The organism is Planococcus salinus (assembly GCF_003719725.1).
In the GTDB taxonomy this organism is placed as follows: Bacteria; Bacillota; Bacilli; order Bacillales_A; family Planococcaceae; genus Planococcus; species Planococcus salinus.
The window spans coordinates 208,779-226,067 of sequence record NZ_RIAX01000002.1 but is presented as its reverse complement, the minus strand read 5'-3'; the positions used below and the strand labels follow the sequence as shown (position 1 = coordinate 226,067).

Annotated in this window: 19 protein-coding genes; 14 read left to right on the top strand and 5 right to left on the bottom strand. The window is 45.9% G+C overall.

From position 1 onward, the window contains the following. Nucleotides 1-102 precede the first annotated feature (102 nt). The gene (locus EEX84_RS03790; protein WP_123164256.1) at nt 103-306 is read left to right on the top strand and encodes a hypothetical protein; all 204 of its coding nucleotides are present in this window, start codon (nt 103-105) and stop codon (nt 304-306) included. 97 nt (nt 307-403) lie between these two features. On the opposite strand, the gene lexA is transcribed toward EEX84_RS03790, so the two are convergent. Beyond that, the gene (gene lexA, locus EEX84_RS03785; RefSeq protein WP_123164255.1) at nt 404-1,024 is read right to left on the bottom strand and encodes a transcriptional repressor LexA; all 621 of its coding nucleotides are present in this window, start codon (nt 1,022-1,024) and stop codon (nt 404-406) included. A gap of 121 nt (nt 1,025-1,145) precedes the next feature. On the opposite strand from lexA, the gene yneA reads away from it, so the two are divergent. The 6 genes from yneA (at nt 1,146) to EEX84_RS03755 (ending at nt 5,357) form a co-directional block, all read left to right on the top strand. After that, nucleotides 1,146-1,508, top strand: a complete 363-nt coding sequence (yneA, locus tag EEX84_RS16770) for a cell division suppressor protein YneA (RefSeq protein WP_420812549.1) — start codon at nt 1,146-1,148, stop codon at nt 1,506-1,508. Then, on the top strand, nt 1,505-2,158 hold the full coding sequence (locus tag EEX84_RS03775) for a YneB family resolvase-like protein (RefSeq protein WP_123164253.1): 654 nt from the start codon (nt 1,505-1,507) through the stop codon (nt 2,156-2,158). Before yneA ends, EEX84_RS03775 begins: the two co-directional genes overlap by 4 nt. Nucleotides 2,159-2,216: 58 nt before the next feature. Further along, complete coding sequence (locus EEX84_RS03770) at nt 2,217-2,450, top strand: DUF896 domain-containing protein (protein ID WP_123164252.1); 234 nt, start codon at nt 2,217-2,219, stop codon at nt 2,448-2,450. Nucleotides 2,451-2,535: 85 nt separating this feature from the next. Next, on the top strand, nt 2,536-4,536 hold the full coding sequence (gene tkt, locus EEX84_RS03765) for a transketolase (RefSeq protein WP_123164251.1): 2,001 nt from the start codon (nt 2,536-2,538) through the stop codon (nt 4,534-4,536). Between the two features lie 203 nt (nt 4,537-4,739). Then, nucleotides 4,740-4,985 (top strand): YneF family protein, encoded by a 246-nt coding sequence (locus EEX84_RS03760; protein WP_123164250.1) that lies wholly within the window; start codon nt 4,740-4,742, stop codon nt 4,983-4,985. Between the two features lie 96 nt (nt 4,986-5,081). Further along, nucleotides 5,082-5,357 carry a hypothetical protein gene (locus EEX84_RS03755; protein WP_123164467.1) on the top strand — a complete coding sequence of 92 codons (276 nt, stop codon included), beginning with the start codon at nt 5,082-5,084 and terminating at the stop codon, nt 5,355-5,357. A gap of 17 nt (nt 5,358-5,374) precedes the next feature. Here EEX84_RS03755 and EEX84_RS03750 read toward each other — a convergent pair whose 3' ends face one another. Together EEX84_RS03750 and EEX84_RS03745 are read right to left on the bottom strand one after the other, a co-directional pair. Beyond that, a complete protein-coding gene (locus EEX84_RS03750; protein ID WP_123164249.1) occupies nt 5,375-6,316 on the bottom strand; it encodes an alpha/beta hydrolase in 942 nt (313 codons plus the stop codon). Between the two features lie 15 nt (nt 6,317-6,331). Then, nucleotides 6,332-7,231 carry a hydroxymethylglutaryl-CoA lyase gene (locus tag EEX84_RS03745; RefSeq protein ID WP_123164248.1) on the bottom strand — a complete coding sequence of 300 codons (900 nt, stop codon included), beginning with the start codon at nt 7,229-7,231 and terminating at the stop codon, nt 6,332-6,334. Between the two features lie 79 nt (nt 7,232-7,310). Here EEX84_RS03745 and EEX84_RS03740 point away from each other — a divergent pair, with 79 nt between their 5' ends. After that, nucleotides 7,311-8,495, top strand: coding sequence for an acetyl-CoA C-acetyltransferase (locus tag EEX84_RS03740; RefSeq protein WP_123164247.1), 1,185 nt, complete (start codon nt 7,311-7,313; stop codon nt 8,493-8,495). A gap of 14 nt (nt 8,496-8,509) precedes the next feature. Then, on the top strand, nt 8,510-8,719 hold the full coding sequence (locus EEX84_RS03735) for a YqkE family protein (RefSeq protein ID WP_123164246.1): 210 nt from the start codon (nt 8,510-8,512) through the stop codon (nt 8,717-8,719). Nucleotides 8,720-8,771: 52 nt separating this feature from the next. Here the strand turns inward: EEX84_RS03735 and EEX84_RS03730 are convergent, their stop codons facing one another. Together EEX84_RS03730 and EEX84_RS03725 are read right to left on the bottom strand one after the other, a co-directional pair. Continuing rightward, complete coding sequence (locus EEX84_RS03730) at nt 8,772-11,174, bottom strand: S-layer homology domain-containing protein (protein WP_123164245.1); 2,403 nt, start codon at nt 11,172-11,174, stop codon at nt 8,772-8,774. 433 nt (nt 11,175-11,607) lie between these two features. Beyond that, on the bottom strand, nt 11,608-12,510 hold the full coding sequence (locus EEX84_RS03725) for an aldo/keto reductase (RefSeq protein ID WP_123164244.1): 903 nt from the start codon (nt 12,508-12,510) through the stop codon (nt 11,608-11,610). A gap of 79 nt (nt 12,511-12,589) precedes the next feature. Here EEX84_RS03725 and EEX84_RS03720 point away from each other — a divergent pair, with 79 nt between their 5' ends. From EEX84_RS03720 to EEX84_RS03700, 5 genes are all read left to right on the top strand, one after another. Then, nucleotides 12,590-13,153 (top strand): NUDIX domain-containing protein, encoded by a 564-nt coding sequence (locus tag EEX84_RS03720; RefSeq protein WP_123164243.1) that lies wholly within the window; start codon nt 12,590-12,592, stop codon nt 13,151-13,153. Nucleotides 13,154-13,245: 92 nt separating this feature from the next. Further along, nucleotides 13,246-13,707: a ferric iron uptake transcriptional regulator gene (fur, locus tag EEX84_RS03715; RefSeq protein ID WP_123164242.1), complete on the top strand. Its 462-nt coding sequence runs from the start codon at nt 13,246-13,248 to the stop codon at nt 13,705-13,707. A 72-nt stretch (nt 13,708-13,779) separates the two neighbouring features. Further along, entirely contained in the window at nt 13,780-14,682 is a 903-nt protein-coding gene (xerD, locus tag EEX84_RS03710) for a site-specific tyrosine recombinase XerD (RefSeq protein ID WP_123164241.1), read from the top strand. Between the two features lie 68 nt (nt 14,683-14,750). Beyond that, nucleotides 14,751-15,935: a phosphopentomutase gene (gene deoB, locus EEX84_RS03705; RefSeq protein WP_123164240.1), complete on the top strand. Its 1,185-nt coding sequence runs from the start codon at nt 14,751-14,753 to the stop codon at nt 15,933-15,935. 18 nt (nt 15,936-15,953) lie between these two features. Next, on the top strand, nt 15,954-17,258 hold the full coding sequence (locus EEX84_RS03700; protein WP_123164239.1) for a pyrimidine-nucleoside phosphorylase: 1,305 nt from the start codon (nt 15,954-15,956) through the stop codon (nt 17,256-17,258). Nucleotides 17,259-17,289: the final 31 nt, after the last annotated feature.

Here is a 17,289-nt window from a genome sequence, read left to right as displayed (position 1 = left end):
ATTTGCGAGTGGAAGAGGCGGGACTGCTGATAACCGATAATTTTTGTCATCTATGTTAAACTGGATTACAGATCTTTAGACAACCAATAGAGGAGGATAAAGATGAAAAGTTATCGCGTTGAATTTTGTTTTGACCAAGGCAATACAATTGTCCATGAGATCAAAGCTGTCGACAAAGCTTCTGTATTGAGTAACATTCCAACCAACGGCACGTTTGAATTCACGAATGAAAAAACCGGTAATATTTATCGCATTACAGTGAACTTGGTCAAGTACATTCTGGTAAGTGAATTGGAAGCAGAGTGAGCGCCTATTATCTAGGCGTTTTTTTATGGCAGACAAAAGTTTACATAATAAAATTACGGAACAAACAAAAAATGCCGAGAAAATCTCAGCATTTTGCTTAAAAAATTTGGCGGTATACACCTACCACTTTACCCAATATCGTTACTTGTTCCACAATGATGGGATCCATGGACGAGTTTTCCGGCTGCAGGCGGACAAAGGATTCTTCTTTAAAGAAACGTTTAACTGTGGCTTCGTCTTCTTCAGTCATTGCCACGACGATATCGCCGTTGTCAGCGGTTTGCTGCTGCTTGACCACCACGTAATCCCCATTGAGGATACCAGCTTCAATCATACTTTCCCCCATAATTTCCAGCATGAAAATATGATCGTCTTCCGTGCCGTATGCCTGGGGCAGCGGGAAATACTCTTCAACGTTTTCAATGGCAGTAATTGGCAGGCCGGCTGTAACTTTACCGATCAACGGAACATGTAGAACAGGGCTTTTTTCGATTAAAGCTTCCTCTGTACTGATGACTTCGATCGCTCTCGGTTTTGTAGGGTCCCGGCGGATTAAGCCTTTGCTTTCAAGTCGTGCCAAATGGCCGTGAACAGTCGAACTGGAAGCCAGGCCAACAGCTTCTCCAATTTCACGCACAGAAGGCGGATAGCCTTTTACGCGTACTTCGTCTTTTATGAATGATAAGATATCTTCTTGTCGTTTTGATACTTTTTTCAACAGTTTCACCTCTTTTTAGTGATTCTTCACGTTTTTCTATACTAATTATAGCAACTTGGGCTATGAAATGCAAACATAGGTTCGAATTTCTTTGTTGACAAAAACATTTGTTCGTTTTATTATGGGAACATACATTCCGAACACACATTCCAAGGAGGTAAATCCAATGGCACTTATTCGAAAAAATCTTTATCTTACTTTCTTTTTTTCACTTATTCTTCTTTTATCTTTTTCCCATCTTGTGCTTCTTCAAAAAGAGGAGCGGCAGATGAGCCAAATCCATATTGAAAAAGGGGACACGCTCTGGACAATGGCTGAGTCGTTTAGTGGGGACACGCCGCATCAGGAATGGATCAAGGAAATCATGGATGAAAACGGCCTTTCGACTCCCCATTTAATAGCAGGACAAACGATTAAGATTCCCAGAGAAGATCTTAAATTCGCTCCAGATGATACCATTCAATTGGCCGGTGATTCAGAATGACGAAAAAAGCATTCATTTATTGCCGCGTCAGTACCACGAAAGATACCCAGGAAACCTCACTCGAAAGGCAAGAAGAAGAATTGATGAAGTTCGCTTTTGAACAATCCTATCTGGTAGATCAAGTGTTCTCAGACCAGCACAGCGGGTATGAGATGGATAGGGAAGGTTTGTTGGAAATGTTGAATTACATCAAAACAAATACTGTTGACGCTGTCTTTGTTCAAGATGAAACTCGTCTCGGAAGAGGGCACGCACGGATCGCCTTGCTTCATGTTATGAAAAAATACGGTGTCGAAGTATATACTTTATCGGATCAGGGCCCGATCGCTTTAAACGACATGGATGACATGGTGCTTGAAATCCTGGCAGTTGTTGAAGAGTACCAGCGAAAGATACATAATGCCAAAATCAAAAGAGGCATGAAGCGGGCGGTCGAAAATGGCTACAAACCTGAAAAAAATCTGAGCGGCAAAGGAAATCCCGAAGGCCGCGAGCGACTAGAGCTGCCAGTGGACCAAATTGTCAGCCTGAAGGAAAGCGGGTTGACGTTCCATGAAATTGCTGTGACGCTGCAAGGGTTCGGCTACCAGGCAAGCAAAGCCACTGTCCACCGTCGATATAAAGAATTCAAAGAGCTGTCTCAAAGCTGATTTATTGCAGTCCTCTCTCTTTTTTTATACCATATGATAAGAAGAAAGGTGAGTGCATATGTTATCTCCAGACAAAATCAACCGAATCAATGAACTATCCCGCAAGTCAAAAAAAGACGGCTTGTCCGCCGAAGAAGCCAAAGAACAGTCAGCTTTAAGGCAGGAATATCTTCAGACGTTCCGTCAATCGATGCGCGGTACAATTGAAAACGTCAAAGTGATCGATCCGAACGGTGATGACGTTACTCCAGAAAAAATCAAGAACATCCGGGAGAATAAGTATTTAAACTAATACTTATTCTCTTTTTCGTTGTATTCTTTTCTATTGTTGACTAAACTAGTAAGGGATGAAATTTAGTTCTAGAGAGGATGTTACGATGTCAAACCATACAGACCAACTTGCAGTAACAACGATACGCACACTTTCCATCGATGCGATCGAAAAAGCCAATTCCGGACACCCTGGATTGCCAATGGGGGCTGCCCCTATGGCTTATACATTGTGGACCAAACATATGAACCATAATCCGAAAAATCCCGACTGGTTTAACCGGGACCGCTTTGTACTGTCCGCCGGTCATGGTTCTATGCTTCTATACAGCTTGCTCCATTTAAGTGGGTATGGCTTGCCGATGGAAGAAATTCAGAATTTCCGTCAGTGGGATTCCAAGACTCCCGGTCACCCTGAATATGGTCACACAGTCGGCGTGGAAGCAACAACCGGGCCACTGGGGCAAGGAATCGGCATGGCAGTAGGAATGGCCATGGCTGAACGCCACTTAGCTGCTCAGTACAATAAAGACGGCCTGGACATTATCGACCACCACACGTTTGCATTATGTGGGGATGGAGACTTGATGGAAGGCGTAGCTGGAGAGGCGATTTCTTTGGCTGGCCATTTGAAATTGAACAAATTGGTTGTGTTATATGACAGCAATGATATTTCACTCGACGGAGATCTCGGCAAAAGTTTTTCTGAAAACGTTCAGAAACGCTTTGAATCTTACGGTTGGAATTATTTGCGCGTGGACGACGGCAATGAATTGGACGACCTTTCGGAAAAGATTGCAAAAGCAAAAGAATCTGCCGACAAACCAACATTGATCGAAGTGAAAACCATTATTGGTTATGGCGCTCCGAACAAATCCGGAAAAGCGGATGCTCATGGTGCTCCACTTGGTGAAGACGAAATGAAACTGGTAAAAGAATACTATGAGTGGACATTCGACAAAGATTTCCATGTGCCCGACGAAGTATACGATACTTTCAAGAAAGCGACAGAAGAACTGGGCGGCAAAGCGGAACAAGCTTGGAACGAAAAATTCTCTGAATACGAGTCGCAGTATCCAGAACTTGCAGCACAGCTTCAAGCCGCAATCAAGGGAGATCTGCCGGACAACTTTGATGCAGAATTACCAAGCTATGAAGCCGGCAAAAGCCAGGCTACCCGTTCTTCATCAGGAGAAATGATCAATGCCATCGCGAAAGCGGTACCTTCTTTCTTTGGAGGCAGTGCCGATCTGGCAGGTTCCAATAAAACGACAATCAAAGATGCCGGCGATTTTGATGCTGAAAATCCATCAGGCCGTAACATCTGGTTTGGTGTACGTGAATTTGCGATGGGAACCGCATTGAATGGCATGACGTTACACGGTGGTCTTCATGTATTCGGTGGGACGTTCTTCGTCTTCAGCGATTATATGCGTCCTGCTATCCGTCTGTCCGCATTGATGGGTCTGCCGGTGACTTATGTGTTCACACATGACAGTGTAGCGGTCGGCGAAGACGGACCGACACATGAGCCGGTGGAACATTTGGCTTCACTCCGTGCGATGCCGAACTTGAGCTTGATCCGTCCGGCTGATGCCAACGAAACAAAAGCGGCATGGCGTCTGGCATTAACATCCAAGACAACCCCGACGTTGCTGGTGTTGTCCCGTCAAAACTTACCGGTCCTGGAAAACAGCGCGGAACTTGCCGAGCAGGGTGTCGAAAAAGGTGCATACGTCATTTCGCCTGCTGACAACCCTGAAGCATTGCTGCTTGCAACCGGATCGGAAGTCAGTCTTGCGGTTGAAGCCCAAAAGCAATTGAAGGAACAGGGAATTGCTGTATCTGTCGTTTCAATGCCATCCTGGGATCGTTTTGAACAACAGGACAAAGAGTACAAGCAATCCGTTATTCCGAAAAACGTTAAAAAACGTCTGGCAATTGAAGTGGGAACTTCTTTCGGCTGGGAACGGTATACAGGCGACGAAGGCGACGTGCTTGGAATCGATCGCTTCGGAGCCAGTGCACCTGGAGACCGCATCATGAAAGAGCTCGGCTTTACACCTGAAAATGTGGCAGACCGAGTGAAGAAATTGATCCAGGAATAACTGGAAGCGGAAGCATCCGATAAAAGATGCTTCCGCTTTTTTGTATCTCAACGGAAATCCCAGTTACATGGGCAGCTCCCAACTGTGGACAGGGAAACCATTGGTTTTGAGCTATTGCTTTATTTGTAGTCACATCGCTGAAATTATAGTATAATCCTTTTTGGTGCATGAATTATTTAAGCAACACGAGGGAGGTAACAAATTTGGATACTTGGATCTGGGTAGTAATCGTCATCGTCGCATTGCTCGCAGGTGTTGCGCTTGGCTTTTTTATAGCTCGCCGATACATGATGAAGTATTTGCAGGACAATCCGCCGATCAATGAAGAGATGCTGCGTATTATGATGATGCAAATGGGTCAAAAACCATCTCAAAAGAAAATCAATCAAATGATGGCTCAAATGAATAAAGCTTCTACAAATAAACCTACTAAAACAGCTAAAAAATAAAAGGCGCTCATTATGAGTGCCTTTTTTCATTGGCAATAAAGTTTGAAAAAACAGCAAACGGGCATGGTAGAAAAACAGGACAGAAAGGGTGACGACATGTCTGAAGAACAATATGCTTTTTATCTGCCCGTGCTGCAAAAAGAAGAGGACAGTTTTACAGCCCAAACCAAAGGAGATAAAATTTTCCCTGTCTCACTCGACAAGATCAATGACCTTGTAAAGGAGCTTTCGGATTTCCAGCTGGATACAATCGAACTCCATATCACAGGGGTGGCCAAGACGGGGTCGTTAACAGAACTGATCATCGGAGCTGAAGGGCAAGCGGGAATGAAACTGATTCTGAACAAAAAGCAGCAGGAAGAAGAACAGTAGGAAGCGCAAAAGCACTCTCAAGGAGTGCTTTTTAAAGGGACAAGCAAATTATGAGACAATAAGAATTCCGCAACGACTTCCTGGTATTCTTCAGGGTTTTTATTGAATGACTGTGCATGTGCCCCTTCTTCAAACAGTTTCAGCGCTTTTGGTGCCGGTTTCCGTTCATAGAGTTCCTCGCTCATATGCGGAAGGACGAATTCATCATTCAAGCTATGGATGAACAATACGGGACTCTTGATGTGCACAACTGCTTCTTTTGGAGACACGGTGCTGATCGAGTAGCCGTCACGTATTTTCAGAAACAGATTGGCCAGCCTCAAAGCCAATGTAGTGCGCAAAGGAGTGGAAGTACGCATGACGTGAAGGAGCTGCTCCGATATATCCGAGTAAGCGCAATCCGATATGTAAAAATCCGCTGTGTCTTCCATACCGGCATATAGCAAAGTAGTGGCTGCGCCCATCGATTCCCCGTGTATACCAAAAAACAGATCCGGTCCCACGTGTAATTTCAATGCTTTGACGACCGCCTGCAAGTCGATTTTTTCATAATGGCCGAAACTTGTCGTTTTGCCACCAGAGTCACCGTGGCGGCGGTGATCATACACCACGGAATTAAAACCCAGGCGTTCAAACATCCGTGCATATTTAAACGAATTGACTTTGTTTTCGGTTACTCCATGGCAGATGATGACGTAGCAATTGGTATCATGCGGTTCTAAAAAAATAGCTTTGATTGGATAGCCGTTTGCTGTTTCAATCCATTTCTCACTTTTTTTGACGTGGGCATACCAGAACTCGTCATAGCGTTTGGCGGAAGTTTCCCGTTCTAATATCAAGTTCTCATCTTTTTTCTTTAAGTACATAAGGCGGTTGGTGATGACAAACCCCAAAATCGTCAATAAAGCAGTAAACAGGCTGGAAATGATTCCAGCTATCCATAACAATCGCTTTCTCATGGCACTGGCAACTCCTTATCTACGGTTTTTGTACAATGTATACATTCCCGTATTGATGGTGCCTGACACATGGGGTTCTATTGCTTCTACAGCTTTACATAATGCATCCACGTCAATTCCTGTATCGATGTTCATGCGGTGAAGCATGTTCACGACATCTTCGGTTGCCACATTCCCCGTAGCACCAGGAGCGAACGGACAGCCGCCGAGACCGCCCGCAGAGGCATCAAATCGATTGACTCCTGCCTGTAAAGCAGCCAGAATATTGGCAAGCGCCATTTTGCGGGTGTCATGGAAATGAGCCGTTATCAAAGTTTCCAGAAACGCTTCCATTAATTCAGTGAACAAACGATAGCTTTCAGCAGGGGTCGCCATGCCGATCGTGTCCGCAACACTCAACTCATTGACTCCCCAATCGACAAATTGACGGCACAGGTCAATTGTATCACTCTGCTTGACCGCTCCTTCAAAAGGGCAGTAAAATGCGGTGGAAATGCAGGCGCGGACAAAAATTCCATCTTTCTTCAGCTGCAAAATGAGTGGTTTCAGTATTTCCATGCTTTCTGCCGTCGTTTTGTTGATGTTTTTCTGATTGAAGGTATTGGAAACGCCGACAAACACCGCCACAGCATCTGCTCCTGCTGCTAGTGCCGCATCAATCCCTTTTTTATTCGGTGTCAGAACGATTTGGCGCCCCATCTTCTGCGTATGCCGGACAATGTCCTTGGCATCCGCCATTTGCGGTACCCATTTTGGCGAAACAAAGGAAGTCAGTTCCATTTCCTGTATTCCCGCTTTTTGCAGTTCACTGATGAATGTCAATTTGTTTTCCGTGGTTACAAGCTTGTCTTCATTCTGTAAGCCATCCCGCGGTCCGACCTCGATAATCGTTGCATTATTTGGTAAACTGAACATAGTATCCCTCCTGCTTCTATTGTATAGAGAGGTGGGAGAAAAGAGCAACTGGAATTACATAAACAAGGGGGAGAATAGCATGTCACAAGAAATTGTCATTGTCAGTGCAGTCCGTACGGCAGTCGGGTCTTTTCAAGGATCGTTGAAGGATGTACCCGCAACCAAACTGGGCGCCATCGTCATTAAGGAAGCGGTAAAAAGAGCCGGTATACAACCTGAACAAGTATCAGAAGTCATCATGGGAAATGTATTGCAGGCGGGACTTGGTCAGAATCCGGCGAGGCAGGCTGCCATGCAGGCCGGGCTTCCGGATGCGATTCCTTCCATGACCATCAACAAAGTGTGCGGATCGGGACTGAAAACGGTTCAATTGGCTGCACAGGCCATTTATGCGGGAGATGCGGATATTATAGTGGCCGGTGGTATGGAAAACATGAGCCAGGCACCGTATTTACTGCAAAAAGCACGCGACGGTTTCCGGATGGGCGACCAAAAAGTGATTGACAGCATGCTGTCGGATGGATTGATGTGTGCTTTCGGCGACTGCCATATGGGGAACACAGCAGAAAACCTGAATGACCGATACGGCATTTCGAGAGAAGATCAGGACGCATTCGCCGCCCGTTCCCAGGCTCGTGCCGCAGCTGCAATCGACGCAGGGAAATTCGAAGATGAAATTGTGCCAGTGGAAATTCCGCAGCGCAAAGGAGAACCGGTCATCTTCAAAGAAGACGAATACGTCAAACGGGAGTCAACAGCTGAAAAACTGGCGAAATTGCGTCCGGCTTTCAAAAAAGACGGCAGTGTAACAGCGGGCAATGCTTCCGGCATCAATGACGGAGCTGCAGCCGTAGTTGTCATGTCGAAAGAAAAAGCGGATGAACTGGGATTGACGCCACTCGCAACCATTGTGGCAAGCGGCAATGCAGGCGTTGACCCGTCGGTGATGGGCATCGGACCAGTGCAGGCGGTGAGAAACGCCTTGAAGAAAGCAGGCATGTCTTTGGAGGAAATTGAATTGGTCGAAGCAAATGAAGCTTTTGCCGCCCAGTCGATAGCGGTCGACCGCGAACTCAAATTCAATCAGGACAATTTGAACGTCAACGGGGGAGCGATTGCGATCGGGCACCCGATTGGTGCGAGCGGTACCCGTATTTTTGTCACGCTTCTGCATGAAATGCAAAAGCGTGACGCCAAAACCGGTCTGGCGACATTATGCATCGGCGGTGGCCAGGGCGTGGCGACCATCGTGAAACGGCCGTAAAGGAGTGAGTGACCATGGCCAAAAGAAACGAACCCGCTGACAGCAATTTGCCGGATGATATCCTGGCAAAACTGAAAGCGACAAAAAAAGAGCTGGTGAAAGAAGAACAAAAGCGCCGGGAAGAAATCGAAGCGCAAAAAGCGTTCGAGCGGCAGGAACGTGAGAAAAACCTGTCGTTCGCAGAACTTCTTGAACGGCATGGCGATCAGGGCAATAAATACTGAAACAGCATGCAAAAACCACGCAGCCTCAAAAGAGCTGCGTGGTTTTTGATTTTTATTCGTTTTCATCCAATGCGTTGAGTCTGTTCAGGAAGATTGCGTAATCTCCTCTCGTCAGGGAGTTGGCAACTCCGAATTGCGTCTCTGATGTACCTTGCGTAATGTCATACTCGAGAAGTGCCGCTACGGCTTGTTCGTATCTTTCAGCTACGTCGGTGAAAGGCATATAGTCTGAGCTGGCATCCAATTGATAAGCATTAGCGAGCATGATGGCCATCTCGCCGCGTGTAATATTGTCATGGGCGCCGAATGAAGTATCGGATTTCCCGTTGACAATACCTGCCGCTTTTAATGCGCTGATGTACTCCCGGGCCTGGTCACGGTCAGGGACGTCGGTAAACCCGGAATCGGATACGTCAGTGATGTCCAGCTCCAATGCCTTTCCGAGCATGATGGCCGCATCCGCACGTTTGATGTTGTTGCTTATCCCAAATTGGGTTTCTGAAATCCCGTGCGAGATGTCATTGATAAACAGATAGTTTACTGCTTCATAGTATTTTGCTGCTACGTCTGTAAATGGTAAAGGGTTTGGTTCAGGTGTTGGATCCGGATTCGGTTCTGGATCTGGCTCAGGATCCGGAGTTGGTTCCGGTTCCGGCTCAGGATCAACAACAGGTGCTTTGCCTGTAGTAAAGCGATACAGTTTCGACTTTACCTCTTCATCCTTGTTTGCAATAGTTACATACCAGAAGTACTCTGTAAATTCCCGCAACTCTTTCCACTCGGCAGCTGCTGTATCGCCTGGTTGCAAATCGGAACTTTGCCCGATTTTGTCTTCCTGGTAAATATTCAGTGCCACGTAATCTGTTTCAAGTTGCTTTTCAATCAGTGGGGAACCATTGACGTCGAATAAATCGAAATTTGCAGTAAAGCTCTCTTGGTCTTCATCAAACGGTTCAAAATTATAATCATCCCAAAAAGGCGAATACGAGATGAACTGTACGGTTTCATCAGTCGGATCAAAGGTGATTAACCGCAAATAACCCTGTCCTCGTTCTGGGTGCGTATTTCCTTGGTGATTTGATAAGACTTCCAAAACTTCCCGTGTGGAGCCGTCTTCATTTGTGTAGGTTTTAACTTCTCTCGTCGCTCCATGGTGGTGGCCACTCAATACCATTTTGACGTTTTCATTTTTGCTGACAATTTCTCTGTTGACGATTACTGCGTTTGAGGAAGCGTAACTGCCAATTGAATTGATATTTTCATGCATGCCGATAATGGCGTTGTAATCTGAATGTTCGGATAGCACTGAGTTGGCCCATTTGATGGTTTCCGGCAATCCATCTGTACCATACCCCAGATACAACATGATGAACTTATGTTCACCAAATGAAAACAAATCATAGTGATTTTTGTTCGTGCCGGTAGGTCCGGACTGCTCGATTTGTTCATGGTACCAAGGTTTGTCCCGGAATCGGTCAGCCCCTACATATTTTTTGTAATTATCGTAAACAAATATCCCCCGTGTTTCGTTGTCCCCTGTATCGTAATATAATTCAATGTCATGATTTCCGGGTAATACACCATACGGAATATCAGCGGCCTCTAACTTGCTTAAGTTTTCATCCACGACCTCCCATTGGTCCAGTTCTTTGGGAACCTGCACGAGATCTCCGGTATGCATGGCATATTCGAAAGTTCCTTTTTGGTATTCTTTGACCATATAATCTGTCATGGACTCCCAAACTTCAGGATAATCCTGGGCATAATACTGTGTATCCGTAAACCACAGCATCGTAAACGGATCTTCGTCGGTTTCGGGAGTAACACTGGAAGCGTGCACCATCGCTTGAACTTTACCATTTCTTTCGAATTGAGAGCCACTAACATCGGCTGTCAGTTCGATTTTACTTCCTTGAGAATTTCCTTCCTGTTCCTTTAATGGCATCCATTTCTTTGCCTGATAATCCCATGCAGAAAGAGTCACTTTGCCGTCTCCCGGTGTTGCTCCTGTCCAATTCACTTCCACCTCATCGCCTGCAGCCAGTTCTTCCTTTACATTCACTTCAAAGCGGTGATAAGGAAAGCCTTCCTCACTGACTGTTTCCACAGAAGTTCCGTCCGCCATATCGGCGTCTGCTATATCTGCATCGTTGAATGGTGTTTCTTTCGTAACATCAACCGTCTTCAGTGGATCACCGGATGAAACGCCTTGAAACCCGTTTATGCCTGTGTCTCTTTGAAAGTCATATGTATGCCCTTTTCTGAATTCGGCAGTTGCGGCAGTTTCCCCTCTAAGATCCGGAACTGTGACTTGCAGTGTTGGATTGAGCCCTGTGTTTGTTGAATAGTCTCCAGGCTCAATGTTGGTCAACTCAGTTGTTTGTGCGAGGGGAGACATCGCTGCCTGTGAGGCGACCAATAATGCGACCAATGGAATTGTAAACCCCTTTTTCATAACTTTCCTCCTTTAGTATTCTTGCTTATTGATTCAAAGCAGCATGCAATCAAATATACCTATGTAAGAAGTTCTAGATGAAGAGAATAAAAGTATAATAATTACAAATATTGAATCTATTTGTCCATGATAACATGAATTTATAAAAAGTAAACGTTGTTTTCTAATATATTTGAAAATTTAATATTCTTATAATTTCGTTCCACTTCTGGCAGTGAAATATGAACAATAGACAGAGACAGGAGGTGATTTAAAAGCTTACCATCATCCCCGAAGACAAACGAAAAGTTGCCGGAACAGTTTCAACGGTTTAAAGCGGCACGCAAAAAAACGGACGAATGAAAGCATTCGTCCGTTTTTCACTTGAATTGGTTGTTATAGCTTAACTTCCAGCTTGTTTGGATCGATGCAGTCAAGTGCCGTGAAAAAGAGTTCAATCACGATGCTGCTCATACCGGTCTTCTTTGGTCAGCTGTTTTGCCTGCTCGATCTGTTCAGCAGAAACGTCCGTTTCATATGCCGATATGGTATCTCTGATTTGCTGTGCAGAACTGGCGCCGGCGACGACAGACGCCACTGTGTCCTGCTCCAGCACGCTGTGCAAAGATAAAGCGTGGAGGTTTCCATGGACATCCAGCAATTTTTTTAACGTATTTTTTAATTCGTCTGAGCTGTACGTTAAGTAACCGTCCATCGTTTCAGCCCGTTTCAGTCCTTCATTCGTAAGCAAACCTTTGGCCAAACTGCCTCGTGTTACAACGGATTTCCCGGCAGCCCCGATGGGTTCCAGAAATTCTTCCGGCCGGCGGTCCAAAAGACTGTATTGCATCATGATGGAAGCGATATCGCTTGTTTCCAAAAAGCGTTTGATGACATTCGGCCGTATGGAAGAAATACCGTATGCACGGATCAGCCCTTCTTTTTTCAAGGTTTCGAAAGCATCGATCGTTTCCTCCGCATTGTCGCTGATCATGCCGCCATGGAGCTGGTACAAATCGATATAATCGGTCTGCAGGCGCCGCAGGCTATGGTGCACCTGCTCTGTGATATAAGGCTTGGTCGCGTTCCATTTTACTTCGTCCGAATTTTTGTCCCACTCATTGCCGACTTTGGTGGCAAGAACAATATTGTTCCTGTGTTTCTTCAAAGCTTGTCCGACAAGTTCTTCGTTTGTTCCTTTGTTGTACAGGTCGGCTGTGTCGAAATAATTGATGCCGTGAGACAACGCTTCTTCAATGATAAAGGAAGCTTCTTGCAAGTCGGTCGGCAAGGACATGCAGCCGAAACCGATCTCACTTACCTGTAAGCCGCTGTTTCCCAGAAACTGTTTTTTCACATTGTCACCTCAAAGTTTATGTCGTTCCTTCTATGGTATACTTGACGGTAAGAATAGCACAAACGAAAAGGAGGCAATTATGAAAAAGTTTGAAGAAAAAACCATACATACAAATCGTTTATACGAAGGGAAAATCATCAATTTGAAAGTGGATGACGTCACTTTGCCGAACGGTAAAACCTCCAAACGCGAATTAATCGAACATCCGGGAGCTGTAGCCATCATCGCCATAACCGAAAATCAGAAAATTATTATGGTAGAGCAATACCGCAAAGCGCTGGAACGCTCTATCATCGAGATTCCGGCTGGGAAACTGGAAAAAGGAGAAAAGCCGGAATATACAGCAATGCGCGAATTGGAAGAGGAGACCGGATATACAGCTGACCACTTGGAATTGGTTCAAACCTTTTCGACTTCTCCGGGATTTGCCGACGAAATCATTCACGTCTTTTTTGCGAAAGGTCTGAAGAAGTCTACCAGCGAAGCGGTTTTGGACGACGACGAATTTGTCGAATTGATGGAAGTCCCGATTGCTGAAGCGGAAGAAATGATGGCAGACAACCGGATATTCGATGCCAAAACGGCTTTTGCAGTATTGTGGGCTAAACAACGATTATCTATTGAGAATGAAAACAATTCCTAAATTATAATGATTCTAATCAAATGGCGGTGCCCGCTCTTGTAAATGAGAACAGTCTTTTGATATAATAAGGACAGTTTGAGGGAGGGCGTCACATGGAAACAAGGATTGATCGAATCAAAAAACAACTGCACGCTGCGAGTTACAAATTGACGCCACAGCGTGAAGCGACAGTTCGAGTTTTGCTTGAGCATGAAGAGGACCACTTAAGTGCTGAGGACGTCTACCTGCTGGTAAAGGACAAAGCACCGGAAATCGGATTGGCGACAGTGTACCGGACATTGGAATTATTAACGGAATTAAAGATTGTCGATAAAATAAACTTTGGTGATGGAGTATCACGCTATGACTTGCGCAAAGAAGGCGCAGCTCATTTTCATCATCATTTAGTATGTCTGGAATGCGGGGCTGTAGATGAAATACAGGAGGATTTGCTTGAAGATGTGGAAAACGTCGTTGAAAAACGGTGGAACTTCCAAATAAAAGACCACCGTCTTACCTTCCATGGCATCTGCTGGCGCTGTCATGACAGCGGCTCCCAACAATCGCCAGAATGAACGATGCACAAAAGGAAGGATGGCCAGGATGGTCGTCCTTCTTTTTCAATTTCAAAAAATGAGGTGTAACGAATGAAGTATGCAAAAGATGCGTTGGATGATTATTTGCATTTCCTTCGTGTGGAACGGCAATTGGCTGACAACACATTGCTGTCATACGAAAGGGATTTAAAGAACTATTTGCATTACTTAAAAGAAGTGGAGCAATTGGATTCACTGCGCAAAGTGGAACGAGTACATATTCTGAATCACCTTCGTCATTTGAAAGAGACGACCAAAACACCAAGGACAGTGGCCCGGCATATTTCTTCGATACGGTCTTTTCATCAGTTTCTGATCCGGGAGCGTGTCGTTGACCAGGATCCGACTGTTCATCTGGAAATGCCTCAAATGGAGAAAAAACTTCCGACCATTTTATCAATTGAAGAAGTGGATGCGCTGATACAAGCACCCATTACCTCGAAACCGAGCGGCTTACGTGACCAGGCGATGCTGGAACTCTTATATGCCAGTGGAATGAGAGTCAGTGAATGCATCAATCTGGATATAACTGATGTCCATTTGACAATGGGCTTTGTCCGTTGCACCGGAAAAGGTGGCAAAGAGCGGATAATCCCTCTGGGAAAATCGGCGCTGAATGTATGCCAGGCCTATTTGGAGAACGCCAGAAATGAATTGGTGAAAGCCGGTGAGAAAACGGATGCTTTGTTTATCAACCAACGGGGTAAACGGTTAACGAGGCAAGGGTTCTGGAAATTGCTGAAACAGCATGCACAAAAAGCGGGAATCCAGAAAGAATTGACGCCCCATACACTGAGACATTCATTTGCCACCCATTTGATTGAAAATGGAGCAGATTTGCGGGCGGTTCAGGAGATGCTGGGTCACGCGGATATTTCGACCACTCAAATTTATACGCATGTCAGCAAAACCAGATTAAAAGACGTTTACTCTCAATTTCATCCCCGGGCCTGAAACAGGTCAGACTTCCGACAAGAAGGGAAATTATGGTACGATAGGAGCGTAAACAAGGAGGAAAGACTATGACAATTAAACCTTTTAAACGTATTCATCTCGTCGTATTGGACTCGGTGGGCATCGGCGAAGCACCGGACGCAGAAGCTTTCGGAGATGTGGGAGCTGATACGCTGGGTCATATCGCAGAAGCAACCGGTGGATTGTATATGCCGAACATGGAGAAACTCGGGTTGGCAAATATTGTTCCTGTCAAAGGCTTAACGCCAGTAGATACGCCGGCGGCCTATTTTGGAAAAATGCAGGAAGCTTCTGTCGGCAAAGACACCATGACCGGCCACTGGGAAATTATGGGTCTGAACATTGATACACCTTTCAAAGTCTATCCGAACGGTTTCCCGGAACAATTGATCCATCAATTGGAAGAAAAAACTGGCCGTAAGGTGATTGGCAACAAACCGGCGAGCGGTACAGAAATTCTGGACGAGCTTGGAAAAGAGCATATGGAGACAGGTGCCATCATCGTCTATACATCTGCTGATCCCGTTCTCCAGATTGCTGCGCACGAAGAAGTGGTGCCGCTGGAAGAGCTGTACAAAATATGTGAAATCGCCCGTGAATTGACACTGGAAGCGGAACACCTGGTGGGACGGGTCATTGCACGTCCGTTCGTTGGTGTGCCGGGGGCTTTCAAACGGACTTCCAACCGCCATGATTATGCTTTGACACCTTTTGACAGAACCGTCATGAATGAATTGAAAGATATCGGAAAAGACGTAATTGCCATCGGTAAAATCGACGATATCTACAATGGAGCGGGTGTCACAAAAGCGCTTCGGACAAAAGACAATATGGACGGTATGGACAAACTGGTCCAAGTAGCAAAAGAACCGTTTAACGGCTTAAGCTTTTTGAACTTGGTCGATTTTGATGCGTTGTACGGCCATCGGCGGGATCCGCAAGGCTACGGCGCTGCCCTGGAGGCATTTGATCGTCGCCTTCCCGAAGTGCTGGAGCTTTTGGAAGAAGACGACTTATTGATTCTGACTGCTGACCATGGCAATGATCCCACGTTCCATGGTACAGACCACACACGCGAATTTGTGCCGCTATTGGCGTACTCGCCTCGTTTCAAAGGTGGCCAAGAATTGGAACTAAGAGAAACGTTTTCAGATATCGGCGCATCGGTCGCTGATAACTTTTCAGCTCCACTGCCGAAGTTCGGCAACAGCTTTCTTTCAAAATTACTTTGACAAAGGCGGTTTTGTTCCATGAGAATGGTTGACCTGATTGAGAAAAAAAGAGACGGTTTCGAACTGTCGGATGAAGAGATTCAATTTGTCATTTCCGGTTATACAGCTGGTGACATTGCGGATTACCAAATGAGTGCCTTTCTGATGGCAGTCTATTTTCAGGACATGACAGAAAATGAACGGGCGGCATTGACACTGGCAATGGTCGATTCGGGTGATCGCATCGATTTGTCCGCAATTCAGGGAATCAAAGTCGATAAGCATTCGACAGGCGGTGTCGGAGATACAACCACCCTTGTGCTGGGTCCCCTGGTGGCGGCATGTGGTGTACCGGTCGCTAAGATGAGTGGTCGGGGTCTCGGGCATACAGGAGGGACGATTGACAAATTGGAAGCGATTGAAGGCTTCCACGTCGAACTTACTACTGATGAGTTCATCCAACAAGTAAACGATAAAAAATTGGCGGTCGTCGGCCAAAGCGGCAATTTAACACCTGCTGATAAAAAGATGTACGCCTTGCGTGATGTGACGGCCACTGTCAACAGCATTCCGCTGATCGCCAGTTCCATCATGAGCAAAAAGATCGCTGCCGGAGCCGATGCCATTGTGCTGGACGTCAAGACAGGCGAAGGGGCTTTTATGAAAACGGCTGAAGATGCAGAGAAGTTAGCGCATGCCATGGTATCGATCGGCAATGCGACAGGGAGAAAGACGATGGCCATCATTTCGGATATGAGCCAGCCGCTTGGCTTTGCGATCGGCAATGCTCTCGAAGTGAAAGAGGCAATTGATACATTGCAGGGCAAAGGACCTGAAGATTTGACGGAACTTTGCTTAGTGCTCGGCAGCCAAATGGTTGTTCTTGGCGGCAAGGCATCGACGCTCGAAGAAGCCCGTTCCATGCTCGAGAAAGCCATGGAAACTGGCCAGGCCCTGCAGATGTTTAAACAGTTGATCGAAAGCCAGGGAGGCAATTCGAAAGTGGTGGAAAATCCGGAATTGCTGCCTCAGGCCAAAGTGACGGAACAGCTTCTGTCTCAGCAGGAAGGTTATATTTCTTTCATGGAAGCAGATGAAATCGGCACCGCCGCTATGGTTCTCGGGGCGGGGCGGGCGGCCAAGGATTCGGAGATCGATTTGGCTGTCGGCATCGTGCTGCACAAAAAAGTGGGGGATTTCGTACGCAAAGGAGAGGCTCTTGCGACCATCCATGCAAATACTGAAGAACTCGCAGAATGCATGGAAATGTTATATAATAGCATTGAATTTACAAAAGAACCAGTTGATAAGCCACAGCTTATTTCAGCTGTGATCACGGAATAGTTTCCTGTCTTGCTGGGGTATTTCTCAGCAA